General features: G+C 72.0%; 26 protein-coding genes and 1 pseudogene. 14 read left to right on the top strand and 13 right to left on the bottom strand.

All coding sequences use genetic code 11. The features are described from left to right. Nucleotides 1-78: 78 nt before the first annotated feature. Nucleotides 79-1,473, top strand: a complete 1,395-nt coding sequence (locus tag WME76_RS34620; protein ID WP_437956474.1) for a serine/threonine protein kinase — start codon at nt 79-81, stop codon at nt 1,471-1,473. Between the two features lie 42 nt (nt 1,474-1,515). On the opposite strand, the gene WME76_RS34615 is transcribed toward WME76_RS34620, so the two are convergent. Together WME76_RS34615 and WME76_RS34610 are read right to left on the bottom strand one after the other, a co-directional pair. After that, a complete protein-coding gene (locus WME76_RS34615) occupies nt 1,516-2,238 on the bottom strand; it encodes a polyprenol monophosphomannose synthase (protein ID WP_437956473.1) in 723 nt (240 codons plus the stop codon). Nucleotides 2,239-2,326: 88 nt separating this feature from the next. Continuing rightward, the gene (locus WME76_RS34610) at nt 2,327-2,935 is read right to left on the bottom strand and encodes a hypothetical protein (RefSeq protein ID WP_437956472.1); all 609 of its coding nucleotides are present in this window, start codon (nt 2,933-2,935) and stop codon (nt 2,327-2,329) included. 239 nt (nt 2,936-3,174) lie between these two features. Between WME76_RS34610 and trxA the strand changes: the two genes are divergently transcribed. The 8 genes from trxA to WME76_RS34570 all read left to right on the top strand — a co-directional run bounded on the left by trxA (nt 3,175) and on the right by WME76_RS34570 (nt 10,726). Beyond that, a complete protein-coding gene (gene trxA, locus WME76_RS34605) occupies nt 3,175-3,501 on the top strand; it encodes a thioredoxin (RefSeq protein WP_437286464.1) in 327 nt (108 codons plus the stop codon). A gap of 281 nt (nt 3,502-3,782) precedes the next feature. After that, a complete protein-coding gene (gene gap, locus WME76_RS34600; RefSeq protein ID WP_061619323.1) occupies nt 3,783-4,808 on the top strand; it encodes a type I glyceraldehyde-3-phosphate dehydrogenase in 1,026 nt (341 codons plus the stop codon). A gap of 4 nt (nt 4,809-4,812) precedes the next feature. Beyond that, nucleotides 4,813-6,048, top strand: a complete 1,236-nt coding sequence (locus tag WME76_RS34595; RefSeq protein ID WP_437956471.1) for a phosphoglycerate kinase — start codon at nt 4,813-4,815, stop codon at nt 6,046-6,048. Between the two features lie 5 nt (nt 6,049-6,053). Further along, nucleotides 6,054-6,887, top strand: coding sequence for a triose-phosphate isomerase (tpiA, locus tag WME76_RS34590; RefSeq protein WP_433937838.1), 834 nt, complete (start codon nt 6,054-6,056; stop codon nt 6,885-6,887). Between the two features lie 106 nt (nt 6,888-6,993). Then, entirely contained in the window at nt 6,994-7,266 is a 273-nt protein-coding gene (gene secG / locus WME76_RS34585) for a preprotein translocase subunit SecG (RefSeq protein WP_437286461.1), read from the top strand. 6 nt (nt 7,267-7,272) lie between these two features. After that, nucleotides 7,273-8,937 (top strand): hypothetical protein, encoded by a 1,665-nt coding sequence (locus WME76_RS34580; RefSeq protein WP_437956470.1) that lies wholly within the window; start codon nt 7,273-7,275, stop codon nt 8,935-8,937. Next, entirely contained in the window at nt 8,934-9,608 is a 675-nt protein-coding gene (locus WME76_RS34575) for an acyltransferase (RefSeq protein WP_437956469.1), read from the top strand. The genes WME76_RS34580 and WME76_RS34575 overlap by 4 nt, the downstream gene beginning before the upstream one ends. Further along, nucleotides 9,605-10,726, top strand: a complete 1,122-nt coding sequence (locus WME76_RS34570; protein WP_437956468.1) for a DegT/DnrJ/EryC1/StrS family aminotransferase — start codon at nt 9,605-9,607, stop codon at nt 10,724-10,726. The genes WME76_RS34575 and WME76_RS34570 overlap by 4 nt, the downstream gene beginning before the upstream one ends. 10 nt (nt 10,727-10,736) lie before the next feature. Here WME76_RS34570 and WME76_RS34565 read toward each other — a convergent pair whose 3' ends face one another. Next, on the bottom strand, nt 10,737-11,135 hold the full coding sequence (locus WME76_RS34565) for a hypothetical protein (RefSeq protein ID WP_437956467.1): 399 nt from the start codon (nt 11,133-11,135) through the stop codon (nt 10,737-10,739). A 142-nt stretch (nt 11,136-11,277) separates the two neighbouring features. Continuing rightward, entirely contained in the window at nt 11,278-12,294 is a 1,017-nt protein-coding gene (locus tag WME76_RS34560; RefSeq protein WP_437956466.1) for a zinc-binding alcohol dehydrogenase family protein, read from the bottom strand. A 405-nt stretch (nt 12,295-12,699) separates the two neighbouring features. On the opposite strand from WME76_RS34560, the gene ychF reads away from it, so the two are divergent. Next, nucleotides 12,700-13,791 carry a redox-regulated ATPase YchF gene (ychF, locus tag WME76_RS34555; RefSeq protein WP_437956465.1) on the top strand — a complete coding sequence of 364 codons (1,092 nt, stop codon included), beginning with the start codon at nt 12,700-12,702 and terminating at the stop codon, nt 13,789-13,791. 469 nt (nt 13,792-14,260) lie between these two features. Here ychF and WME76_RS34550 read toward each other — a convergent pair whose 3' ends face one another. Beyond that, nucleotides 14,261-14,413 (bottom strand): hypothetical protein, encoded by a 153-nt coding sequence (locus WME76_RS34550; RefSeq protein WP_437956464.1) that lies wholly within the window; start codon nt 14,411-14,413, stop codon nt 14,261-14,263. 240 nt (nt 14,414-14,653) lie between these two features. On the opposite strand from WME76_RS34550, the gene WME76_RS34545 reads away from it, so the two are divergent. Both WME76_RS34545 and WME76_RS34540 read left to right on the top strand, forming a co-directional pair. Beyond that, nucleotides 14,654-15,307, top strand: a complete 654-nt coding sequence (locus tag WME76_RS34545; protein ID WP_437286453.1) for a hypothetical protein — start codon at nt 14,654-14,656, stop codon at nt 15,305-15,307. Then, a complete protein-coding gene (locus WME76_RS34540; RefSeq protein WP_437956463.1) occupies nt 15,289-15,915 on the top strand; it encodes a hypothetical protein in 627 nt (208 codons plus the stop codon). Before WME76_RS34545 ends, WME76_RS34540 begins: the two co-directional genes overlap by 19 nt. Before the next feature lie 90 nt (nt 15,916-16,005). Here WME76_RS34540 and WME76_RS34535 read toward each other — a convergent pair whose 3' ends face one another. Next, nucleotides 16,006-16,560: a DUF4142 domain-containing protein gene (locus WME76_RS34535; RefSeq protein ID WP_437956462.1), complete on the bottom strand. Its 555-nt coding sequence runs from the start codon at nt 16,558-16,560 to the stop codon at nt 16,006-16,008. Nucleotides 16,561-16,808: 248 nt separating this feature from the next. Here WME76_RS34535 and WME76_RS34530 point away from each other — a divergent pair, with 248 nt between their 5' ends. After that, nucleotides 16,809-17,084, top strand: a complete 276-nt coding sequence (locus WME76_RS34530; protein ID WP_437956461.1) for a hypothetical protein — start codon at nt 16,809-16,811, stop codon at nt 17,082-17,084. A 40-nt stretch (nt 17,085-17,124) separates the two neighbouring features. On the opposite strand, the gene WME76_RS34525 is transcribed toward WME76_RS34530, so the two are convergent. From WME76_RS34525 to WME76_RS34495, 7 genes and pseudogenes are all read right to left on the bottom strand, one after another. Further along, the gene (locus tag WME76_RS34525) at nt 17,125-17,481 is read right to left on the bottom strand and encodes a 2Fe-2S iron-sulfur cluster-binding protein (RefSeq protein WP_437956460.1); all 357 of its coding nucleotides are present in this window, start codon (nt 17,479-17,481) and stop codon (nt 17,125-17,127) included. After that, complete coding sequence (gene hscA / locus WME76_RS34520; RefSeq protein WP_437956459.1) at nt 17,481-19,502, bottom strand: Fe-S protein assembly chaperone HscA; 2,022 nt, start codon at nt 19,500-19,502, stop codon at nt 17,481-17,483. The genes WME76_RS34525 and hscA overlap by 1 nt, the downstream gene beginning before the upstream one ends. Next, nucleotides 19,499-20,035, bottom strand: coding sequence for a Fe-S protein assembly co-chaperone HscB (gene hscB, locus WME76_RS34515; protein ID WP_437956458.1), 537 nt, complete (start codon nt 20,033-20,035; stop codon nt 19,499-19,501). Before hscB ends, hscA begins: the two co-directional genes overlap by 4 nt. A 55-nt stretch (nt 20,036-20,090) precedes the next feature. Next, nucleotides 20,091-20,570, bottom strand: coding sequence for a HesB/IscA family protein (locus tag WME76_RS34510; RefSeq protein WP_437956457.1), 480 nt, complete (start codon nt 20,568-20,570; stop codon nt 20,091-20,093). 123 nt (nt 20,571-20,693) lie between these two features. Continuing rightward, nucleotides 20,694-21,077, bottom strand: a pseudogene (gene iscU, locus WME76_RS34505) (Fe-S cluster assembly scaffold IscU); the annotation flags it as partial. 72 nt (nt 21,078-21,149) lie between these two features. Next, nucleotides 21,150-22,367: an IscS subfamily cysteine desulfurase gene (locus WME76_RS34500; protein ID WP_437962188.1), complete on the bottom strand. Its 1,218-nt coding sequence runs from the start codon at nt 22,365-22,367 to the stop codon at nt 21,150-21,152. Nucleotides 22,368-22,384: 17 nt separating this feature from the next. Continuing rightward, nucleotides 22,385-23,011: a MerR family transcriptional regulator gene (locus WME76_RS34495; RefSeq protein WP_437956456.1), complete on the bottom strand. Its 627-nt coding sequence runs from the start codon at nt 23,009-23,011 to the stop codon at nt 22,385-22,387. 631 nt (nt 23,012-23,642) lie between these two features. Here WME76_RS34495 and WME76_RS34490 point away from each other — a divergent pair. Further along, nucleotides 23,643-24,107, top strand: coding sequence for a serine O-acetyltransferase (locus WME76_RS34490; protein WP_437956455.1), 465 nt, complete (start codon nt 23,643-23,645; stop codon nt 24,105-24,107). Nucleotides 24,108-24,187 lie beyond the last annotated feature (80 nt).

Here is a 24,187-nt window from a genome sequence, read left to right as displayed (position 1 = left end):
CCGGACGAGCGCGCGCGGGCGCCGTCCTCCGGCTTTGCGCTGGTGCCGCTTCCCGGGCGGTGTACCCTCGCTGCCGCCATGAGTGCCGAGCCGAGCCAGGCGTTGCGCGACGGGCGCTACGTGATCACGCGCGCCCTGGGCGAAGGGGCTCAGGGGCACACCCTCGAGGCCGTCGACAAGCGGGTCGGCAAGCTCGTCGCGATCAAGCGCTTCCAGATCCGCGGCGCCTCGAGCTGGAAGGGCGTGGAGCTCGCGGAGCGCGAGGCGCGGGTGCTCGCGTCGCTCTCGCATCCCAGCCTGCCTGCCTACATCGACCATTTCGAGGAGGACGGAGCGCTCTACCTCGTGATGGAGAAGATCGACGGCGAGAGCCTGGGCGCGGTGCGCCGCCGCCGCGCGGTGCTCGGCCGGGACGAGATCGTCCGTTTCCTGCGGGACGCCTCGGGCGTGCTCGATTACCTGCACGGGCGCGCGCCGCCGGTGATTCACCGCGACATCAAGCCGAACAACGTGATCCGCCGGCCCGACGGCTCGTTCGCGATCGTCGATTTCGGGGCCGTCCGCGATCGCCTGCGCCCCGAGGGCGGGAGCACCGTGGTCGGCACGTTCGGGTACATGGCGCCGGAGCAGTTCCAGGGCCGCGCGTTGCCCGCGTCGGACGTCTACGCCGTCGGCGCGACCGCGCTCTGCCTGCTGACCGGCGAGGAGCCGGAGAACCTGCCGCACCGGGGGCTCGCGATCGACGTGCCCGCGGCCCTCGGCGGCCGCGCGGACCCGCGGCTCGTGCGGGCGCTCTCCGCGATGCTGGAGCCCGATCCGGAGCGCCGCGCCGCGCGCATCGCGCCGCTCCTCGCGGAGCTCGACGCGGGCGGGGCGCCGCCCGAGCGCCCGCGCGCCGGCCACGCCGCCGCGGGCGCCACGGAGCGCGAGGCGCGCAAGGCGTACCGCGACGCGCGCAAGGTGTACCGCGACGCGCGCAAGGCCGAGCGGCGCGCGCGCAAGGAGGAGCAGCGCGCGCGCCGGCAGGAGGGGCGCTCGACGCCCTGGCGCGGTCTCGACGGGCTGCCGCTCGTGGGCGCGATGTTCGGGCTCACCGTCGCGCGCATCGCGGTCGGCCTCGCGCTCGGGGTGATCGTCCCGACGGTGCTCACGCTGCTCTCGCTGGTGTTCGGCCGGGTGCTGCGCGAGGAGGCCGCGCCGAACGTGCGCAGGGCCGGCCGCGTGGCCGAGCTCGCCCTGCTCCGGGCCATGCGCGCGGTCCGCGGGCGCCCCGCGCCGCCCGACGCCGCCGAGCAGGGCCACGGCGCCAGGGCGCGCGTGCGCGTCGACGAGCAGGAGCCCGCCGGGCGCTCGCGCTTCCACGACGACCTGGACGACGAGTTCGAGGATCTCGACGAGCTCGACGACCCCAAGGCCGACGATCGGGCCCGGTCGGACACCGCGTCGCGGCCGTCTCGCACGGCGAAGCGCTGAGCGCCGCCCGTGCCCGCCGCAGCCGTGCCGGGGCGCGAGCGCTCAGATGCGCCCGAGCGCGGCGTCGAGCCGCAGGCGGAAGACCTCGACGATCGCCTCGGCGAAGATCCGCCGGCTCATCTTGGAGTGGCCCGCGCGCCGGTCGACGAACACGATCGGCACCTCGATCACGCGGAGCCCCTTGCGGAGCGCGCGGTAGGTCGTCTCGATCTGGAAGGCGTAGCCGTTCGAGCGCACGCTCCCGAGATCGAGCGCGAGGAGCGCGCGCCGCGTGAACGCCTTGTAGCCGGTCGTGAGGTCGCGGACGCCGACGCCCAGGATCGTGCGCGCGTAGAGCGAGCCGCCCTTCGAGAGCACGTGCCGCCCGAGTCCCCAGCCCTCCACGCCGCCGCCCGGCATGTTGCGCGAGCCGAGGACCACGTCGGCGCCCCGGGCGATCGCGTCGAGGAAGGCGGGCAGGTGGCCCGGGTCGTGCGAGAGGTCGGCGTCCATCTCGAACGCGACGTCGTAGCCGCCGTCCAGCGCGCGCTGGAAGCCCTCCAGGTAGGCCGTGCCGAGGCCGAGCTTCGCCCGGCGGTGTAGCACGCGGACGCGCCCGTCGCGCGCGGCGAGCTCGTCGCCGAGCGCGCCCGTCCCGTCCGGCGACGCGTCGTCCACGACGAGCACGTGCGCGCCCGGGACCGCCGCGAGCACGGAGCTCACGAACGCGGCGAGGTTGTCTCGCTCGTTGTACGTCGGCGTGATGATGAGGGTTCGGGGGGCCATCGTGGCTCGGCGCGGCGCGGGCGGACGCTCGCGCGCGTGATCTACGCCTCGTTGCGCCTCGCGCAGCGCCGCGGGCGTCCGTCTGCGCTCAGGCCTCCGCTTCGTCGGCCGGCATCGGCACCGGATCCATCGAGAGCACCGCCGGCACGTAGACCGTGACGGCGAGAGGCTCGCCGGGCGCGCGCGCCTGGCCGTCGGCGAGGCGGCGCGCCCGGTGGAGGAGGTACGGTCGCACGAGGCGCTGCTTCCTGGCGGGGAGGAGGCTCCCGAGCAAGTGGCCGTACAGGCGCGCCAGGTCGTCGAGGCCGCGCGGCGTGGTCGCGGCGAGGTGCATCCCGCCCTCGATGCGCGCGACCGTCACGTCGCCCTCCGAGCTGGCCGCGCCCCGGATCGGGAGCACGGCCTCGTAGGCCCACCGGTGCGGCGGATCCGCGCCGGGATCGCCCTTCAGACCGAACAGCGGCTCCTCGACGATCGCGAGCCCCTGCCGCTCGGCCACCTCGGACAGCCGCGCGTGGGCGGCGCGCAGCGCGGAGAGCGTGAGGGCGCGATCGAGCGGCACGACGAGCGCTCTGCCCGTCTGCCGCCACGTCTCCTCGACGTCGTAGCCGTCGGTCATCGTCGTGGCCGCCGCCGCGGTAGCGCCGCGGGCCCGCGGGCGCCGGAGGTGCTTCGGGGTGGTCTCGTCCGACGACATCCGCGCCGGGCGATCATCTATCAGAGCGATCGCGCGGGCGGAAGGCTCCGCGAGGCGCGCATCCGGTCGCTTGCCGGAGGCATGCGCGCCAGTTACTTTCCTTTCCCGACAGGGCGTTCGCTCTGCATCGGGCCGACTGGCTGGAGCAGCCTCGGTCAACGGTGGGGGGGCGGGTCGCGCGCCCGGCGCGCGAGCGCGCGGCCCCGAACCTGAACAGCGCGGCACTGACGGAGACAACCATGGCGAGCCAGAACGTCCACACCTTCACCTCGGAGAACTTCGAATCCGAGGTCCTCCAATCTCCCATCCCCGTGCTCGTCGATTTCACGGCCACCTGGTGCGGACCCTGCAAGGCGCTCGCGCCGTTCGTCGAGAAGCTCGCGAACGAATTCCAGGGCAAGGTGAAGGTCGGCAAGCTCGACATCGACGCGGCGCCCAAGCTGGCTCAGGACTACGGCGTGCGCTCCGTCCCGACCTGCATCCTGTTCCAGGGCGGCAACAAGGTGAAGCAGCAGGTCGGGCTCACGACCTACGAGAAGCTCGCCCAGCTCGTGAGCGCTCAGTAGCCACGAAGTCCGGCGCTGCCCCGCCCCGAGGCGCGCGCGACCATCCGCCAGCGCCTCCTTGCTCGGCCGCGCGCCGCACCCTACCGAACACCTGGCTCGGCCGGACGCTTCGTCGCCCGATCGAGCGCCACGCCCAACCAGCCGAATCGCGATGCGCCGGCGCACGACGCCCCGGCGAGAGGCCCCTCTCATCGCCCGCGGCGCGCGCGCTGAGGCTTTGCTTGACCGTCGCGCGCGAGGTGACTACGTATCGCGCCCGGCCACTTTCCCAGGAGTTCGTGATGGCGACGAAGATCGCAATTAACGGTTTTGGACGCATCGGACGCTGCATTGTCCGCGCGCTCGTCGAGCGCGGCGTGAAGGATCTCGAGCTGGTCGCCATCAACGACCTGACGGATCCGAAGACCCTCGCTCACCTCTTCCAGTACGACTCGATCCACCGCGAGTTCAAGGCGGCGAAGGTCGGCGCCGGCGACAAGTACATCAGCATCGGCGATCAGAAGATCGAGGTCCTCGCGCTGAAGGATCCGGCCGAGCTGCCGTGGAAGAGCCTCGGCGTCGACGTCGTCCTCGAGTGCACGGGCCTCTTCACGGACAAGGCGAAGGCCGCGGGCCACCTGAACGCGGGCGCCAAGCGCGTGATCATCAGCGCGCCGGCCAAGGGCCACGACCTCACGGTCGTCATGGGCGTGAACGACGAGCTCTACGACGCGCAGAAGCACACGGTGATCTCGTGCGGCTCCTGCACGACGAACTGCCTCGCCCCCATCGCCAAGGTGATGCTCGACAACTTCGGCATCGTCCGCGGCCTGATGACGACGGTCCACTCGTACACGAACGACCAGCACCTGCTCGACATCCCGCACCGCAAGGGCGACCTGCGCCGCGCCCGCGCCGCCGCGGTCAACATGATCCCCTCGAGCACCGGCGCCGCGAAGGCGCTCTCCGAGGTCATCCCGGCCCTCAAGGGCAAGTTCGACGGGCTCGCGATCCGCGTCCCCACGGTCGACGTCTCGCTCGTGGACCTCACCCTCGAGACCGAGAAGCCGATCACGAAGGAGAGCATCCACGCCGCGATGAAGCAGGCCGCCGACCAGGGTCCGATGAAGGACATCCTCAACTACACGGAGCGGGAGCTCGTCTCCGGCGACTTCATCGGCTCGCCCGCGTCCAGCACGTTCGACGCCACCATGACCTCGGTCCTGGGCGATCGCTTCGCGAAGATCTTCTCGTGGTACGACAACGAGTGGGGCTTCTCGAACCGCATGATCGACCTCGCGCAGCTCGTGGCGAAGAAGGGCGTATAGCGCCGTGAAGCTCACCGGAATCCGCTCCGTCGAGGACCTTGCCCAGGCCGGCGACGCCGCCGGCCTCAGCGGCAAGCGCGTCTTCATCCGCGTCGACTTCAACGTCCCGCTCGACAAGAAGACGGGCAAGATCACGGACGACTCGCGCATCCGCGAGGCGATCCCGACGATCAAGCTCGTCATGGAAGCGGGCGCGAAGGTGATCCTCGCGTCGCACCTCGGCCGCCCGAAGCCGGGCAAGACCGAGGGGCTCTCGCTGGAGCCGTGCGGGGGGCGGCTCAGTGAGCTCACCGGCTACGAGGTCCACCTGCCGGACGACTGTGTCGGCGACTCGCCCAAGAAGGTCATCTACGACCTCCGGGCGGGCCAGATCTGCCTGCTCGAGAACCTCCGCTTCCACCCGGAGGAGGAGCAGGACGACGAGGCCTTCGCGCGCCAGCTCGCCGAGCTCTGCGACGTCTACGTCGACGACGCCTTCGGCGCCGTGCACCGCGCCCACGCGTCGGTGCACGCGCTGCCGCGCCTCATGCGCGAGCGCGCCGCCGGCCTCCTCCTGCAGAAGGAGCTGAAGGCGCTGAGCCGGCTCGTCGATCGCCCGGAGAAGCCGTACGTCGCCGTCCTCGGCGGCGCCAAGGTCTCGGACAAGATCGACGTCGTCGAGGCGCTCCTCAACGTGGTCGACACCCTGTGCATCGGCGGCGCGATGGCGAACACCTTCCTCGCCGCGCAGGGCAAGAACGTGCAGAAGAGCCGCATCGAGGAGGACAAGCTCCCGCTCGCGCGCACGATCATGAGCAAGGCGCGCGACCGGGGCATCCAGCTCCTCCTGCCGGTCGACGTGGTCGTCGCCTCGGGCATCGACGCGACGCAGGGCGACTCCGCGTCGGTCGACGCGATCCCCGAGGGCACGATGGCGCTCGACATCGGGCCGCGCTCGGTCGAGCTCTTCGGCAAGGCGATCGAGAAGTCGAAGACGGTGTTCTGGAACGGCCCCATGGGCCTCTTCGAGACGCCGGCCTTCTCCAAGGGCACGTTCGACGTCGCGCGCATCATGAGCAATGCGCCCGGCTTCACCGTGGTCGGCGGCGGCGACAGCGCGGCGGCCGTCAAGGTGGCCGGCGAGGAGATCGCCCGCGGCTTCAACCACATCTCGACCGGCGGCGGCGCTTCCCTCGAGCTCATCGAGGGCAAGCGGCTGCCGGGCGTCGAGGCGCTCCGGTTGTCCGAGGTGAGCGAGTGAAGCCCGTGAACGACGGGGGCACGCCCGAAGACACGGGCGCCGCCCCGCGGGCGGCCTCGCGTCGTCCGCTCATCGCCGGCAACTGGAAGATGAACGCCGGTGGGCAGGACGCCTGTCCCCTGGCGGCGGCCGTCGCCAAGGCGACCCGCGAGCTCACCCGGGCCGAGGTGGTGGTCGCCCCGCCGTTCACGGCGATCGCCGCCGTGGCGCACGAGCTCGCGGAGGCGAAGAGCGAGGTCGGCATCGCGGCGCAGAACATGAGCCCGGAGCTCTCCGGGGCGTTCACCGGCGAGATCTCCTCGGGCATGCTCAAGGACGCCGGCGCGACCTGGGTCATCCTCGGCCACAGCGAGCGGCGGCAGCTCTTCGCCGAGACGGACGAGTCGGTCGCCCGGAAGGTCGCCTCGGCGATCGCCGCCGAGCTGCGGCCCATCGTCTGCGTCGGCGAGACGCTCGAGGAGCGCGAGGCGGGCGACACGCTCGCCGTGGTCGAGCGCCAGGTCCGCGCCTTCCTCGACGAGCTCGCGAAGCAGCCCGGCTTCGGCGTCATCGCCTACGAGCCGGTCTGGGCGATCGGCACGGGCAAGGTCGCGCGCGCCGAGGACGCCCAGGAGGTGCACGCGTTCATCCGCGGCCTCCTCGCGAAGGCCTCGGAGGACCTCGCTTCCGTCACGCGCATCCTCTACGGCGGCAGCGTCAAGGCCGACAACGCCGAGGGGCTGCTCGCCCAGGACGACATCGACGGCGCGCTCGTCGGCGGGGCCTCGCTCGACGCCGCCGGCTTCGCCAAGATCGTCGATGCCGCGCACCGACTGGCGGAGCGCGCGGAACAGGGGTAGATCGCGGGCCGCTCCCGCCTCACCGCGGGAGCGCCGGCCTGCCCTCCAGCCGAGGTTGCCCCCGGGCCCGCCGCGCGGGCCAGAATCTCCCAGCAGAAAGACGCCGATGCTTCACACGCTCCTCAACATCGTGCACGTGTTCGTCTGCCTGTTCCTGATCCTCGTCGTGCTCCTCCAGCAGGGGCGCGGGGGCGGGATGGGCTCGGCCATGGGCGGCGCCACGGCGCAGGTGTTCGGCGGCCGCGGCGCGGGCAACTTCATGACCCGCCTCACGGCCGTCTGCGCCGCCGTCTTCATGGCGACGAGCGTGTCGCTCGCCTACCTCTCCTCGGCGGGCGATCGCGAGCTGCGCGAGTTCGAGCGATCCCAGGAGAAGTAGGCGCGCGTGCTACGGCCCGCTCCCGCGCCGGGGAGGGAAGCGGGCGGGGCGCTCGACGACGGGTCGTCCATGGGGGGGGCACCGGCCTCCGCCGCCCCCTTCGCGCGCGACCTGGCCCTCGTCGCCCTCGCCAAGGCTGCTGTCTCCGCGCTGGTCCTCGCGCTCGGCTTCCGGGCCGTCAGCGACGACGACTTCGCGCGCGTGGTCCTCGCGCAGGCGTGGGCCCACGCGCCTCAGCTCGACCCGACCGGGACGAGCTGGCTCCCTGTCCCTTTCTGGCTCAACGGCGCGCTCTTCCTCCTCCTCGCGCCGACCCTGGACGTCGCCCGCGCCGTCGCGTTCGCGCTCGGCCTCGCGTCGGCCGCGCTCGTCTACGTCTCCGCGCGCTGGATCACCGGCGACCGCCGCGCCGCGCTCGCCGGCGCGCTGCTCGCCGGCGCGTTCCCCTGGAGCGCGTGCCTCGGCGTGGCGACGGTCCCCGAGCTGCCGGCCGCGGCCCTCTCGCTGTTCGCGGTAGCCTCGCTCGTCACGCCGCCGGCCGGGCCCGCGCCGCCGGCCGGGCGCGCGCTCCTCGGCGCGCTCGCGCTCGTGCTCGCCACGCTGTCCCGGTACGAGCCATGGCCCGTCGCCGTCGCCTTCGCGGCGCTGGCGCTGCTCGCGGCCGCCCGCCTCGGCCAGGGCCGCGCCGCGCAGGCGAAGCTCGCGCTCGCGGCGCTCGTCGCCCTCGCCGGGCCCGCGGCGTGGATCGCGTGGAACCGCGTCGCCCACGGCGAGGCGCTGCACTTCCTGGCCCGCGTCGCCGCCTACCGCAACGCGGTCAGCCCGGGCGGTGATGGCAGCCTGCTGCGGCTCTTCGCGTACCCCGCCGCGATGGTCCGCGAGGAGCCGGAGCTCTTCCTGAGCCCCATCGCCCTCGCCCTCGTCGCCTGGCGCGCCCGCCGCTCCTCCGCGCGCGGGGCGCGGGCGCCCCGCGCGTTCCCGCCGCTCCTCCGCGCGGCGCTCCCCTACGCGCTCCCCGGCGCGGTCGCCGCCTTCCAGATCGCGGCGCTCTCGCTCGCCCTCGTGCGCGACGGCGCCCCCACGCATCACCCCGAGCGCGCCACCCTCCTCGCGCTGCTCCTGCTCGCGCTCGCCGTCGGGGATCTCACCGCGCGCGCCTTCCGCGGCGCCTCGAGCGGGGCGCGGCGCGCGCTCGGCGGCGCGCTGCTGGTGGTGCTCTTCGTCGGGGTCGTTTTCCGGCCCCACCTGCGCCGCGAGCATTTCAACCCGCGCACCGACGAGGTCGCCATCGGCCGCGCCGCCGCGGAGCTCACGCCCCCCGCCGCGCCGGTCCTCGTCGAGGTCATCGACTATGGCCACCTCGCCACGCTCGCCGCGCTGGGCCGCCCCGGGGACGCGCACCCGGATCGCTCGATCGACCCGCGCGATCCGCCGGTCCGGTCGAGCTTCGACGACCCCGCGTCGCTCGCGCGCCGCGCCGCCGATGTGGGCGCGGCCTACCTCATCGGGCGCGTCAGGCCGTCCGTGAGCGCGTTCGCCGGCCCGCCGCTCGAGACGCGCGGCGCCTGGGGGCTCTGGGCCGCGCCCGCGCCCCCGACGCGCGCCGCGCCGCCGGCCGGGCCGGGAGAAGGCGCCCCGGGCCGCGCGCCGTCCGCGGAGGCCGCGCCATGAGCCAGCCCGGGAGGCCGTTCTTCGCGCACGCGTTGGCGTGCATCGACGAGCCCTGCGACGTCGGCGAGGGGACGAAGATCTGGCACTTCTGCCATGTCTCCGCGGGCGCGCGGATCGGCCGTGCCTGCGTCCTCGGGCAGAACGTCTTCGTCGCGGGCAGCGCCGTCATCGGGGACGGCGTCCGGATCCAGAACAACGTGTCGGTCTACGACGGCACCCTCGTCGAGGACGACGTGTTCCTCGGCCCGTCCGCCGTGCTCACCAACGTCATCAACCCGCGCGCGCAGATCGACCGCCGCGCCTTCCTCGACAGGACGCGCATCCGCCGCGGCGCCACGGTGGGCGCCAACGCCACCGTCGTCTGCGGCGTCACGATCGGGCGCCACGCCTTCATCGGCGCCGGCGCCGTGGTCACCCGCGACGTGCCCGATTACGCGCTCGTCACCGGCGTACCGGCCCGGCGCACCGGGTGGATGAGCCGCCACGGCCACAAGCTCGTCGCCTCGAGCGACGGCCTGATGCGCTGCCCCGAGAGCGGCTACCGCTACGAGCGCCGCGGCGACGTCGTCCGCTGCCTCGACCTCGACGAGGACGCGCCGCTCCCCGCGCCCCGGGCCACGGCCGTGCGCCGCTACCGCGACCTCCCCGCGGCGGAGGACATCGACGAATGACGCCGCCGCCCGTCCCCTTCTTCGACCGCGCCCGTGGCGATCTCGCCATGCAGGACGAGCTCTCCGCCGTGTTCCAGTCGGTCCTCCGCAGCGGCCAGTACATCCTCGGGGCGGAGGTCGAGGCGTTCGAGTCGGCGTGCGCCGCGTACCTCGGCGTCCGGCACGCCATCGGCGTCTCGTCCGGCACCGACGCGCTGCTCGTCGCGCTGATGGCGCTCGGCATCGGCGCGGGCGACGAGGTGGTGTGCCCCGCGTACACGTTCTTCGCGACCGCGGGCGCCGTCCACCGCACCGGCGCGCGGCCGGTCTTCGCGGACGTGCTCCCCGGCTCGTTCAACGTGGATCCCGCCTCCGTGGCGCGTGTCCTGACCGAGCGCACCCGGGCCGTCATCGCGGTCCACCTCTTCGGCGACTGCGCCCCGATGGACGAGCTCCTCGCGGCTGCGCGTGGCCGCGGGCTGCCGGTCATCGAGGACGCGGCCCAGGCCTTCGGCGCCGAGCGCGCGGGCCGCCGCGCGGGCGCGCTCGGGCTCATGGGGTGCTTCTCGTTCTTCCCGACCAAGAACCTCGGCGGCTTCGGTGACGGCGGGCTCGTGACCACCGACCGCGACGATCTGGCCGAGCGCGTCCGGTCGCTGCGCGCCCAGGGGGCTCCGAGGAAGCACCACCACACGCTGGTCGGCGGCAACTTCCGGCTCGACGCGCTCCAGGCGGCGCTCCTCCGGCGCAAGCTCCCGCACGTCGGCGCGCTCCTCGCGCGGCGCCGCGGCCACGCCGCGCGGTACGCGGCGCTCCTCGGCGGGGCGGGCCTGCCCGTCGTGTTGCCCGGCGCCGGCTCCGCCGGGCACACGTTCAACCAGTACGTCATCCGCCTCGAGGACGGCTCCCGGCGCGACCCGCTGCGCAGCTTCCTCGCCGAGCGGGGCATCGGCGCCGAGGTCTACTACCCGGCGCCGCTGCACCTCCAGCCCTGCTTCGCGCCGCTCGGCCCCCCGGCCGGCTCGCTCCCGGTCGCCGAGGCCGCGGCGCGCGAGACGCTCGCGCTCCCCATCTTCCCCGAGCTCACGGACGAGGAGATCGACCGTGTGGCGGCCGCCGTCCGCTCGTTCTTCGGATGACCGGCGGCGGCTACGCGCGCTTCGGCGGGATGGGGTACAGCTCGGCGAGGTCGTCGTTGCGCCGGAACCCGAGCGCCTCCCGGTGCACGCGCAGCTCCCAGACCGCCTGCTTGGCCGCCTCCCGCTGCCGGTTGAAGGCCGCGACCCGCGCCGCACGTTCTCCCGGGCCCGCGCCTTCGCTCCGGGCGAGCTCGTCGAGCGCCTTGCCCTGCAGCTCGAGCTCCAGCAGCGCGACGTTGATCTTGTCCTCGGACCTCCCGAGCGCCGAGGCCATCTCCCGGAGGATCTCGCCGGCGAGGTCCGCGGGGCCGGAGGTGGGCAGGCGCTGACGGAGGCGGTCGAGGTAAGGGCTCCTGTGCCCCTCGCTCTTGAGCTGGTCGACGAGCTTCTTCCACGTGGGCTCGGCCATGTCATCGCAAGCGTAGCAGCGCCTCCCGAACGCACAGCCCTCGCGCTCGACGCAGCAGGCGCTGTAGGGCGCGACGGGAGGGCGCGGCCGAGCTTGCCTGATGCGCGCCCCCGCTTCGCGGATGCCGCCGCAGACCTCGCGGTCAGCCCCACCCCTCCAGCACGACCTTGCCCACCGCCTGCCCCGACTCGATGCGCGCGTGCGCGGCGCGCAGGTTCGCCGCGTTGATCGGGCCGAGGTGCTCGCGGCGCGTGGTGCGAAGCCGCCCCTCGTCCACCCAGGTGGCCACGCGCGCGAGGATCTCCCGCTGCGCGGCCATGTCCGGCGTCTCGTAGAGCGCTCGCGTGAACATCAGCTCCCACGCGAAGCTCGCGCTCTTCGACTTGAGCTTCCCGAGATCGAGCGGCCCGGACGTCTCGACGATCCCCACGATGCGCCCGAGCGGCGCCACGAGGTCCGCCATCGTGTCCCACCACGCCTCGGTGCTCTGCGTGTTGAAGATCAGCTCCACGTGCTGCAGCCCCGCGGCCTCGAGCTGCGGGCGGAGCGGCGCGCGGTGGTCGACGAGGTGGTCTGCGCCGAGGTCGCGCGCCCACGCCCGGCTCTCCTCGCGCGACGCGGTGGCGACGACGCGCAGCCCTGCGGCCTTCGCGAGCTGCACCACCATCGAGCCCACGCCGCCGGCGCCGCCGATGACGAGCACCGAGCGCCCCGCGTCGCGCCCGTCGCGGTCGACGCCGAGGCGCTCGAAGAGCCCTTCCCACGCGGTCAGCGAGGTGAGGGGCAGCGCCGCCGCGTCGGCGAAGCCGAGGGATTGCGGCATCCGCGCCGCCAGCCGCTCGTCGACGAGGTGCACCTCGGCGTTGCTGCCCGGCCGCGCGATGCTCCCCGCGTAGTAGACCTGGTCCCCCGGTCGAAACGCGCCGACGTCCGCGCCCACCGCCTCGACGACGCCGGCGGCGTCCCAGCCGAGCACGCGCGGCGGGTCCTCGACCTTGGGCTTCGGGGCGCGGACCTTCACGTCCACCGGGTTCACGGCCACCGCGCGCACCCGCACGCGCAGGTCGCGCGGCCCCGGCGTCGGCTCCGGGAGCTCGAGGTCGAGCAGGCTCTCGGGGTGGTTGATCGGAAGATAACGGTGGAGTCCTACGGCACGCATGGCGTTCTCCTCTTCCGGGACCGGCAGGAGGTCCCGTTGCGCGTCCAGAAGTGCATCCGGTCGTGGCCGGGCACAATCGGCGCTGGAAGACGAGGATCTGTGAGTGGTGGTCATCAATCGACCCGACCGAGGTTGAACCGACCCGACCGAGGTTGAGCCACCGGCGACCCGACCCGCCGACCGAGGTTGAGCCCGGCACCCGACCGAGGTTGCGTCGGCGGAGGAAGCCGACCGACGTTGCGCCTACGGAGGAAGCCGACCGAGGTTGCGCCTACGGCGGCCGAGCGGCGTGATCCGCGCCCCAGATCGCGGCGCTCACGCTGCCGCGCCTATCGGGGATGTCCTTAAGGCCGCTCTACCAGGGAGCCGGGCCGCGCGACCCGGCCTGTGCTAGACGTGCGCGCCATGAGCGTCGAGGTCGGCATCGTCGGACTGCCCAACGTGGGCAAGAGCACCCTGTTCAACGCGCTGACGGCCGCCAAGGCCGAGGCGCAGAACTACCCGTTCTGCACGATCGAGCCCAACATCGGCGCCGTCCCTGTCCCTGACGACCGGCTCACCACGCTCGCGAAGTACATCAAGACCGAGAAGATCATCCCCGCCATGGTGCGGGTGGTCGACATCGCCGGGCTCGTGCGCGGCGCGAGCACGGGCGAGGGGCTGGGAAACAAATTCCTCAGTCATATCCGCGAGGTGGATGCGATTCTCCACGTGGTCCGCTGCTTCACGGTCGCCGACGTCGTCCACGTCGACGGCGGCGTCGACCCGCTTCGCGATATCGACACGATCGAGACCGAGCTCATGCTGGCCGACCTCGCTTCTCTCGAGGGGATGCTGGAGCGCACGCGGAAGCAAGCGAAGGGTGACAAGGAGCTCCTGCCCAAGATCGCGCTCATGGAGCGTTGCCTCGAGGCGCTCCAGGCCGGCAAGCCCGTCCGCGGGCTCGCCTTCGACGACGAGCAGCGGAAGGTCGTGAAGACGTTCGGCCTGATCACGGCGAAGAAGGTCCTCTACGTGGCGAACGTCGACGAGTCCGACGTCTCCGGCACGGGCCCGCTCGCGTCGAAGGTGCGCGAGCGCGCGGCCTCCGAGGGCAGCGGCGTGGTGCCGGTCTGCAGCAAGCTCGAGTCGGAGCTCAACGAGCTCGCGCCCGACGAGCGCAAGGAGATGCTCGAGAGCCTCGGCATGAAGGAGCCGGCGCTCGCGACGCTTGCGCGCGAGGCCTACCGGCTCCTCGGCCTCCAGAGCTACTACACGGCGGGTCCCAAGGAGATCCGCGCCTGGACGATCCCGGTGGGGTCCACGGCGCCGCAGGCGGCGGGGGTCATCCACAGCGACTTCGAGAAGGGCTTCATCCGGGCGGAGGTCTACAAGGTGGACGACCTCGTCGAGCACCGCACCGAGGCCGCCATCCGCGCCGCCGGCAAGCTGCGCGTCGAGGGCAAGACCTACGTCTTCCAGGACGGCGACGTCACGCACTTCCTCTTCAACGTCTGATCAGCTTCCGAGAGCCGGCCGTCCGAGCTGTCCGCCGGGGTGCCCACCGCGCCGCGATTGCGCGGGCGTGGCGGCATCGCGGTTGCTCCTCCCTGGCGGCGCGCTGGCGATGACCGCCGGTGCCAATTTACCGTGTGGACGGAGTCGTGACGGTGTCCAGGGCGAGCGGGGGCGCGCTGTCGGGGCTGGTTCTTTTCTGCTCGGTGCAGGGCGTGGCGGGCTGCGACGCGGTCCCGACCGACGTTGAGGTCAGGGAAGCCTCGGCCGCGCCGACAGCCTCGGCCGCGCCGACCGACGTTGAGGCCAGGGAGGCCTCCGCCGCGCCGACCGACGTTGAGGCCAGGGAGGCCTCCGCCGCGCCGACCGACGTTGAGGCCAGGGAGGCCTCCGCCGCGCCGGCCGCGCCGACCGACGTTGAGGCCACGGAGGCCTCCGCTCCGGACCCCGACAGCGCCACATCCAGACCGCGTCACGCCTTGCCCGCGCCGTGCGCGCTGCCGAGCGGGTTCTCGGCGGGCGCGCCCGCCCTCTTCCCCGCGACATCCAGACCGGCCATCGGCCACAGGCTCTCGGCTGCGTCCGACACCGACGCCTTCGGCCGCTTCTTGCGGTCCACCGTCATGTTCTGCGGCCCCGACGAGCACCCCTATTTCCTCCGCTACCGCTACTACCTCACGGGCCCGCTCTCGGGCCGCTGGCTGCGTCCGCCCCTGGCCGAGCCGCTCTGACAGCCCGAACCCCGATCCCGATCGCGCCTCGCCGCGGCCCCTCCAGGGCCCTCCCGGAACCCCGGTCCGGTTTTTTTGACCCCCCGGATCCGCTCGGCTACCTCCGTGCCCTCACGAGACGAAAGGACGATCGTTTGGGCGCACTCAAAGGATCCATCTCATTCTCGAAGTTCTACGTCCGCGGCGACCTGCCGGACGGGTTCCGGGACAGGTTCGTCGAGCGAATCCAGCTCCGCGCGTTCCGGCCGCTCACGGTCGAGGAGGACGCCGAGCAGCGCGCCGGGTGGTGCTCCATCGAGAACCCGCTCGATTGCGAGCTCGATCACGGCAAGATCTTCTTCAACTCCTACCTGAACCTCGGCCTCAGGACCGATCGCTGGCAGGTGCCCTCGGCCCTCTTCAAGGCGCATTTCGCCGAGGCCGAGCGCGAGCACCTCGCCAAGCGCGGGCGCGAGAAGCTCGGGCGGCGCGAGAAAGAGGAGCTCCGCGCGGTCGTGTCGCGCAAGCTCCGCGCGCAGCTCATGCCGGTGATGAAGGTCGTCGACCTCTCCTGGAACCTCGAGGCCGGCGTCGTCCGGTTCTGGAACCAGTCGCCGCGCGCGCACGAGGGGCTCGCCGAGCTCTTCGAGGACACCTTCGAGCTCGATCTCGTGCCCGAGAGCCCCTACACGGCCGCCCGGGAGCTCGGCCTCACGAGCGAGCAGCAGACCGCCTTCGAGCTCCTCAAGCCCACCGTCTTTCACGCAGATTCCACCGCTGGAGGTGCCCTGTGGGCCTCGCCGAGCTGATCGAGCAGCGCCGCTTCGTCGGCCGTGAATTCCTGGTCTGGCTCTGGTTCGAGAGCGAGCTCTTCGAGGGCCGCTTCTCCCTGGACGCCCTCGGCGCCTGCGAGCTCTGGCTCGAGGGGCAGATCACGCTCGTCCAGGAGAAGGAGCAGAGCCGGCTCAAGGGCGCGGCGCCGAGCAGCGCCCCCGAGGCCCACGAGGCCCTGCGCCAGGGCAAGCTCCCCTCGCAGGCGCGCGTCCGCGTCACCCGCGGCGAGCTCGAGTATGCCTTCCTCTTCAACGCCGACGCGTTCGCGCTCTCCGGCGTCAAGATCCCGAGCGTCGTCAAGGACGCCGCCGACGAGCAGTTCTACGAGCGCATGTACCTCATCGAGGAGCTCGAGACGCTCTTCACCGCGCTTTACGGCGAGTTCCTCGCCCTGCGCCTCTCGACCTCGTGGGAGCCCGCGGTGGCGCCGTTCCTCCGCGCCTGGGTCCGGGGCGAGCCGGTCGACGTCGCCGCCTACCAGAAGCTCAAGGCCAGGCTCGCGCCCGTCCGCGGCGCGGCGAGGTCGAGGACGACCCCGCCGCCCGCGGAGGCGCCTCAGCGCGCGGCGCGCGGCGTCGCCTGAGCCTGAGCCCGTCGGCGCCGCGCGCGGCGAAGCCGGCGGGCGGCCGGCGCTCGGGCCGGCTCGCCGCGCGCCACCGGCGCCCTCGCGCCGCTATTTCCCCTTCGCCTTGTCGTGGATCTGCCTCGCCTGCGCGAGGTGCTCCCGGAGCTTCGGGAGCGTCCCGGCGGCGAAGCTCTTCAGGTCGGCGTCCTTCGCCTCCTTCGACGCCTTCTCGAACGCCTTGATGTCATTCTCGTGGTCGTCGACCATCTCGCTCGTGTACGCGCGGTCGAAATCGGCCCCTGCCTTCTTGGACAGCTCGTCGACCTTCTCGCGGTGCTTCTGATCGAGCTCCTTGGGCACGAGCACGCCCTTGCGCTGCGCGAGCTCCGCGAGCCGCTTGTTCACGGCCGAGTGGTCGTCGATCATCCGCTGTCCGAAGCTCTTCACGTCCGGGCTCCCGGCCCGCTGCTGCGCGAGCTGCCCGAGCCGCACCTCCACGAGCCCTCCCAGCGCCGCCTCCTCGACGAACTCCCGATCCGCCTTGCTGAGCGTGGCCTTGCCGGCCTGGGTGGTTTGCCCTCCCGTCGCGTCCTGCCCCTGCGCCGCCGTCGCGGCCGACAGGAACGCTGCGAGCATCGTCGTCAATAGAACAGGCTTGACCATGTCACTCCCCTCCTTGTCTCGAGCGGGCGATCGCGCCGATCCTGCGGCGGAGCCGGGGCGATCGGCCTCTGCGGCCAGGCGCCTCCACCCGAACCGCGCGCTTCGTTTGTCGTGAGCCCCCCGCGCGCCGGCAAGGGGTGAAGAGCATGGGGCGGTCCGGCCGCGCAGCGCGCTTTGCGGTCCAGCGCGTGCGCTTGAATACCCGAGAACTGGGCCCCGGCCGCGCGCACCCTCTACCCTCGGCGCCTGTGGTCGGCGATTTCTTCAAGCGCCTCACGAACGGCGTCGTGTTCCTCCTCGCCGCCCTGACCTTCTTCCTCGTCCCCATCGGCAGGAAGACGGCCGCGCAGCACCTCGTCGCGATCTTCTCGACGCCGCCGGCCAGGGAGGCCGCCTCCGCCTTCGCCCACATCGCCCGCCGCATCACCACGGAGGCGCGCACCGAGCTCGACAAGCTCCGCAATCCGCCGCCCGCGCCGCGCGAGCCGAAGCCGCCGACGGCGAAGGTGAGGCCGCCGTCCTAGGCCGGCGCGCCCAGCCCGCTCGGGCGGGCGCGCGGACGGCTCAGGCCTTGCGCGGATCCTTCACGTTCGGGTGCTCGTTGTAGAACGCGTCGAGGCTCTCCCGGGAGACCTCCGCCTCGATGTCGCCGTCTCTCAGGATCTTCGCCTGACAGCCGAGGCGGCTGGTCGATCGCACGTCGAAGGCCTTGTCGAGGATGTCCTCCTCGTCCTCCTCGGCCTCGCTGAGGAGCTCGCGCCCCTTGGTGACGTAGACGTGGCACGTGGAGCACGCGCAGACGCCGCCGCACGCGTCGCCCTCGGGGGCGCCCACGGCCTTCGAGGCCTGGAGGACGGTCGAGCCCACCGGGACCTCGCTCTCCCACGCCCGGCCATGCGCCAGAAAACGGACCTTGGCCATCAGCTCCTCCTCGCCTCCACGCCCGCCGATGGCTGGCTCACGCCGCCCGCCTCGGCCGGCGCGCGGCTCGCGTCGTTCCCTGCGTGCTCGGCCAGGTGCGCGTCCACGCCCCTCGCCGCGGCGACCGTCGCCTCGACGTCCTCGACCTGCTTGCCCGCGATCGCCCGGGCCACCGCGCGGTCCATCCGCCGCCCCGCCCACGCGCGCGTCGCCTCGTCGAGCGCCTCCGTGCGCGCCTGGATCAGCCCCGGCCTGTCCCCGCGGATCGCCGCGTCGAGCGCGCTCAGCGCGCCCTCGATCGCCTCGCGCTCGCCCGGCCCGAGCAGGTCGGCGTCGGCGGAGAGCGCCTTGCGCGTCGCCATCGACACGCGCTCGCCCTCGACCCGCGCCTCGACGAGCCGCCGCTTGAGCAGGTCCTCCTCCCCGTGATCCAGCGCCGCGAGGAGCATGTTCTCCACCTCCTCGTCGGTCAGCCCGTAGCTCGGCTTGACCTCGACCTTCTGCTCGACCCCGGTGGTCAGCTCGCGCGCGGTCACCCCGAGCAGGCCGTCGGCGTCGACGCGGAACGTCACCTCGAGCCGCGCCATGCCCGCCGGCATCGGCGGGATCCCCTTCAGCACGAAGCGCGCGAGCGACCGGCAGTCGACGGCGAGCTCCCGCTCGCCCTGCACGATGTGCAGGTCGAACCCGGTCTGGTTGTCCGCGTAGGTCGTGAAGACCTGCCGCGCCCCCGCCGGGATCGTCGTGTTCCGCGGCAAGATCTTCTCGGCGACGCCGCCCATCGTCTCGATGCCGAGCGACAGCGGCAGCACGTCGAGCAGCAGCACCTCGTCCGCGCGCTCCATCGAGCCGGCCAGGATGTCGGCCTGGATGGCCGCGCCCAGCGCGACGACCTCCTCCGGATCGATGTCCTTGAGCGGCTCCTTGCCGAACAGCTTCGCCACGTACTCGCGCACGTACGGCACGCGCGTCGCGCCGCCCACGAGGATCACGCCGTCGACGTCCCGCGCCTCCACGCCCGCGTCGCGCAGCGCGCGGCGGCAGGCGACGCCGGTGCGCTCCAGCAGCGGCGCGATCAGCGCGTCGAGCTCGTCGCGCGTGACGGTGACGACCTTCGACGCCGCGCCGCCCGTCGCCCCGGCCTCGCCGTGGCCGCCTGATTGCACAGGCAGCTCGATCTCCACCCGCTCCGCGTCGGTCAGCGCGTGCTTGATGCTGCGGGCCGTGTCGAGCGCGAGCCGCACCACCTCGGGCGTGCGCCGGGTCGCCCCCATCTCCGCGAGCAGCCGCTCCGCGAGCGCCCGGTCCATGTCGTCGCCGCCGAGCGCGCTGTCGCCCCCGGTCGACTTCACCTGGAACACCCCGTTGTCGAGCAGGAGGACGGTGATGTCGAACGTCCCGCCGCCGAGGTCGTACACCGTGAACAGCCCGTTCTGCTGCTTGTCGAGCCCGTACGCGAGCGCCGCGGCCGTCGGCTCGTTGAGCAGGCGCAGCACCTCCAGCCCGGCCAGCCGGCCGGCGTCCTTCGTCGCCTGCCGCTGCGCGTCGTCGAAGTAGGCCGGCACCGTGATCACCGCGCCGCCCACGGACCGGAGCTCGCGCTCGGCCGAGGTGCGGAGCTCTTTCAAGATCTCCGCCGACACCTCGACGGGCGTCACGACCTGCTCGCGCACCTTGAAGCGCACGCTCTTCGCGTCCTCGGCGCCCTTCGGCTCCACGAACTCGTACGGCCCGAGCCGCCGCGTCTCCGGGTCGTTCGCGCCGCGGCCCATGAAGCGCTTCACGCTGACGATCGTCTCGCGGGGGTGGCCCTGCGCGAGCCGCCGCGCGCTGTGGCCCACGATGGCGTTGCCGCGCTCGTCGTAGTGCACCACCGACGGCACGAGGCGCTCTCCGTTGCAGTCGTCGATGACCATCGGGCGGCCGTCACGCACGCGGGCGACGAGCGAGTTCGTCGTCCCGAGATCGATGCCGATCGGGCTTGGCCTGGCCTTGGGGTCGAAAATCTCGAGGAGGGTCATGTCTGAACCGTGAGTTCTTCTTCGATTGCGCTCACTTCATCGAGGAAGCGCCGGATGTAGCGGAGCTCGCTCAGCAAGGCGAGCACGCCCTTCAGCTTGTCGGGATCGCCCCCTGCGGCCGCGAAGGCGCCCTGGATCGCGGCGAGGCTCGCCTGCTCGCGCGCCCGCATCGCCTCGCCGAGGCGCGCGATCCGCGCGCTGTCGCTCCGCTTCGCCGCCTCCGAGAGCTCCTCGCGCGACTCCATCATCTCCATGAGCAGGGCGGGGGAGGCCTTCTGCCCGGCCTCCTCGCCCCGCGCGAGCCCCGCGCGCTGGAGCAGCGCCTCGGCCCGGCGGATCGGATCCCTGAGCACGCGCAGCGCGTCGTTCGCCTCGATCGCGCGCCCCAGCGCGAGCCGCCGCTCGGCCGCGGGCGCGCCCGCGTAGCGATCCGGGTGGAGCGCGCGCGAGAGATCGCGGTGGCGCTGCTCCAGCGCGCGCAGGTCGAGGTCGAACCGAGGCTCGACGCCCAGGGTATCGAAGGGATCGGTCATGACGTGCTCGGGGGAGGCGCCTCGGCGGCGGGGGCGGGCGCGAGCGGCGGCCGGCTCAGGCCACCGTGAACGAGTGCCCGCAGCCGCAGCGCGTCGCCTCTTGCGGGTTCTTGAACTTGAAGCCCTGGTACATGAGCGTCTTCTCCCAGTCGAGCACCGAGCCGCTCAGGTAGATGATGCTCTTCTTGTCGCAGAGGACGCGCACCGTGGCCTTGCCCGGCTCCGCGAACTCCAGCACGAGATCGCCGGACCGGGGTGGCCGGTCGTCGAACTCGATGACGTAGGAGAACCCGGAGCAGCCGCCGCCGCGGATGCCGACCCGGATGGCGCCCTCGGGCGTGCCGCGCTTGGCGAGCTGGCCCCGGATGGCCTCGACCGCGGCGTCGCTCACCGCGAGCGTCCGCTTCGCCTTGGCCTCTGCCCCGCCCGGCGCGCCGCCGTCGTGCGCGTGCCCGGCGTCCGCCGTCGCGACCGGCGCGGGGTAGCTCCCGCTGTCCGCCGCCGTGGTCGTGGTCGTCTCCTCGTTGCTCTGCATCGCGTTGCTCCTCTCCGGTGCCGTGGGCGGCCTCCGCCCGGAGGACCGGCGCTGTTACTCCGCGCTCGCCGTCGCGGCGCTCTCCGGGCTCCCCGTGGTCGCCGTCGCGCCGGAGATCGCCTTCTTCGCCTGCTGCTTGGCCCGGAAGTCGGCGATCGCGCTCTTGATGGCGTCCTCGGCGAGGACCGAGCAGTGGATCTTCACCGGCGGCAGGTGGAGCTCCTCGGCGATCATGCTGTTCTTGATCGTCTCCGCCTCATCGATCGTCTTGCCCTTCAGCCACTCCGTGGCGAGCGACGACGACGCGATGGCCGATCCGCAGCCGAACGTCTTGAACTTCGCGTCCTCGATGACGCCGCCCTCGCCGACCTTGATCTGCAAGCGCATGACGTCGCCGCAGGCCGGAGCGCCGACGAGCCCGGTGCCGACGTGGTCGTCGTTCTTGTCGAGCGTCCCGACGTTCTGCGGGTTCTCGTAGTGCTCGATGACCTTGTTGCTGTATGCCATGGCTCTCTCCTCGACCGTTCCCTTCTTCTCTTGAAACCTTGACCTGACGGAGGGGCGCCTGCGCGCCGCTCGTCAGTGGGCCGCCCACTGCACGCTGTTGATGTCGATCCCCTCTTTGTGCATCTCGTAGAGCGGCGACATGTCGCGCAGCTTGTTCACCTTCCGGATCACGAGGTCGGCGACGTAGTCGACCTCCTCCTCGGTGGTGAAGCGCCCGAGCCCGAAGCGGATGGAGGAGTGGGCGAGGTCGTCGCCGATCCCCATCGCGTGGAGGACGTACGAGGGCTCCAGGCTGGCGCTCGTGCACGCCGAGCCGCTGGAGACCGCCACGTCCTTGATCGCCATCATCATGGCCTCGCCCTCGACGAAGCTGAACGACACGTTGAGGTTGCCCGGCAGCCGTCGATCGGGCGAGCCGTTGAGCTGGATGGCGTCGAGCTCGGTCCAGAGCCGATTCCGGAGCCGCTCGCGCAGCGAGAGGATGCGCGCCGACTCGGCCTCGCCCTCCTGGAGGAGGATCTCGGCCGCCCTGGCGAACCCGACGATGCCGGGCACGTTGAGCGTCCCGGATCGCATGCCGAACTCGTGTCCCCCGCCGTCCATCTGCGAGGTGATGCGGACGCGCGGCTTCGACCGGCGCACGTACAGGCAGCCGATGCCCTTCGGGCCGTAGATCTTGTGGGCCGTCACCGACGCGAGGTCGACCCCCATCTGCTCGACGTTGAACGGGATCTTGCCGACCCCCTGCACCGCGTCGCTGTGGAGGAGGATGCCCTTCGCTTTCGTGATCTTGCCGATCTCCGCGATGGGCTGGATCGTGCCGACCTCGTTGTTGGCGAGCATGATCGAGACGAGGATCGTCTTGTCGGTGATCGCCCTGGCGACGTCGTCCGGATCGACCATCCCGTACTTGTCGACCTTGAGGTAGGTGACCTCGTAGCCCTGCTTCTCGAGCCGCTTGCAGGTGTCGAGCACCGCCTTGTGCTCGATGACGCTCGTGATGATGTGGTTGCCCTTGTCCTTGTAGAACTCGGCGACCCCTTTGATCGCGATGTTGTCGCTCTCGGTCGCGCCCGAGGTGAAGATGATCTCCTTGGGGTTCGAGGCGCCGATGAACCTGGCGAGCGTCTCGCGCGCGTGGGTCACCGCCTCCTCGGCCGTCCACCCGAAGACGTGGCTCCGGCTCGCGGCGTTGCCGAACTTGCTGTTGAAGTACGGCAGCATGGCGTCGAGGACACGCGGATCGACCGGCGTCGTCGCGTGATAATCCATGTAGATCGGAAGTTGGATACCCATGGTGTTCTCGTTCAGCGGTGATTCGAGCCCTGGCGGCAATGCCCATTGCCGCCGCGGATCCCGGCGACGAGCTCAGGCTCGGCCTGGCTCTTGTCGTGGAGGTTACAGTGCGTGCAGGCGGCCACGAGCTCTGCCGGATCGCACGTCTCGCAGGTGTCCAGGTAGGCCAGGCTCGCGATGAGCTCGTGCTCGAGGGTCTCGAGGTGCGCGATCTGCTCTCGCACCTCCTCGAGCTTCTGCTGGTAGACGTCCCGGATCCGCGACATCGCGCCGGGGGCCGACGAGGACGACTCCCACGTCGAGACGATCTGCTGGATCTGGCTCAGCGACAGGCCGAGGTCGTGGAGCTTGCCGATCCACCGGACCCGCGTGAGGGCCGCGTTGTCGTAGAGCCGGTAGCGCCCCTTGGAGCGGGCGTGCGGCCTGAGCAGCCCGACCTCCTCGTAGTGGTGGATGGCCCGCACCGTCTTCCCGGTCGCCTTGGCGATGTCCCCCACCTGAAGGAGGCGGTCCTCCTCCTCGGCGGGGTCGGGCGCCCCCAGCGGTGCGTCCGCTCGGGACGTGCTGGACGCGAAGGGCCCACCGATGCTTTGCTCGCGGGCCTCGTGGGCGACGGGGAGATGGTGCCGGATTGTCATCGCGGGGACCCTGACCCTTACGTATGCGTTAGGGTTGGGGACCTTGTAGGGCGCCGGGCCAAGCCTGTCAACCAGGTTGTACGGGGGCCTGCGTGACACAGCGGAAGGAGGCGGAATCGGGCGCGGCTCGACATGCTGGAGGAGCGTCCTTTCCGCGGCGAGCTCTGCAGTTATCGGGAGCGCTCCCTCCGTCGAGGTGTCATCCGGGGGTCGATGGCGCCGGCCGCGGGGTCCGCAAGCGCTCCGACGTCCGCGGTCCTCCGCGGTGACCGAGCGAGCTCGCGTGTCAAGGGCTCGCGTAGGAAGGGGCGCAGCGGTGGGCGTCGGGGCCCAAGCTTGCTGGAGAGAACCGCGTAGATGTATGTTGTTGCTCGGAAATGACGGATAAGAAGCGACTCCTGTTCGTCGGCTCGTTCACCCCCCCGGCGGACGGGAGGATCGGTGGGCAGCACGTTGCTTGTCGCTCTCTGATCGAGGGCGATCGGAAGCACGACTTCGATTTCCTGCTCGTCGACTCCTCCCTCCACGCTGTGGCTCCGGGAGTCCTCGCGCCGCTCGGTCGAGCGGTTGAAGCAGGCCAACCGGCTCTGGACGACGCGATCACCAGGTTCAGACCGCTGCTGTCGACGCCATGAAGAACCCGTCTGTCTTGCTGTACCGGATCGGTAATTTCTTCTACCGGAACAAGCTGTCCCTCGTGGCCAGGCTGATCACGTGGCTGAACCGCTTCCTGTTCTCGGTCTACATCCCGTCGTCGGCCACGATCGGGGCGAATTTCAGGCTGGGTTACTGGGGGCTGGGGGTGGTGATCCATGCCCGGGCGGTCATCGGCGACAACTGCCTCGTCGGACAGAACGTCACGATAGGCAGGAACTTCGGGAGCCAGGGTGTCCCGCGGCTGGGCAACGACGTCTATGTGGGGGCGGGGAGCGCCGTCTTCGGCGACATCACCATCGGGGACAACGTGATCATCGGCGCGAACAGCGTCGTGAACAAGGACGTGCCCTCCAACACCGTGGTGGCAGGCAATCCGTTCAGGATCCTCGCATCCGGCAGGACGCAGAAGTACTACGAGCTGGACGACCCGGACGCCTGACCCGAACGCGGCCGCGCTCGCGCCGACCCGGCCCGCTCTCGCCCTCGGATCCCGCGCGCTGCCCCGTCCACCCGCGCTGC

This window comes from Sorangium sp. So ce119 (genome assembly GCF_051524405.1).
In the GTDB taxonomy this organism is placed as follows: domain Bacteria; phylum Myxococcota_A; class Polyangia; order Polyangiales; family Polyangiaceae; genus Sorangium; species Sorangium cellulosum_G.
The sequence above is the reverse complement of the archived record's forward strand: the minus strand, read 5'-3'. Positions and strand labels throughout refer to the sequence as shown.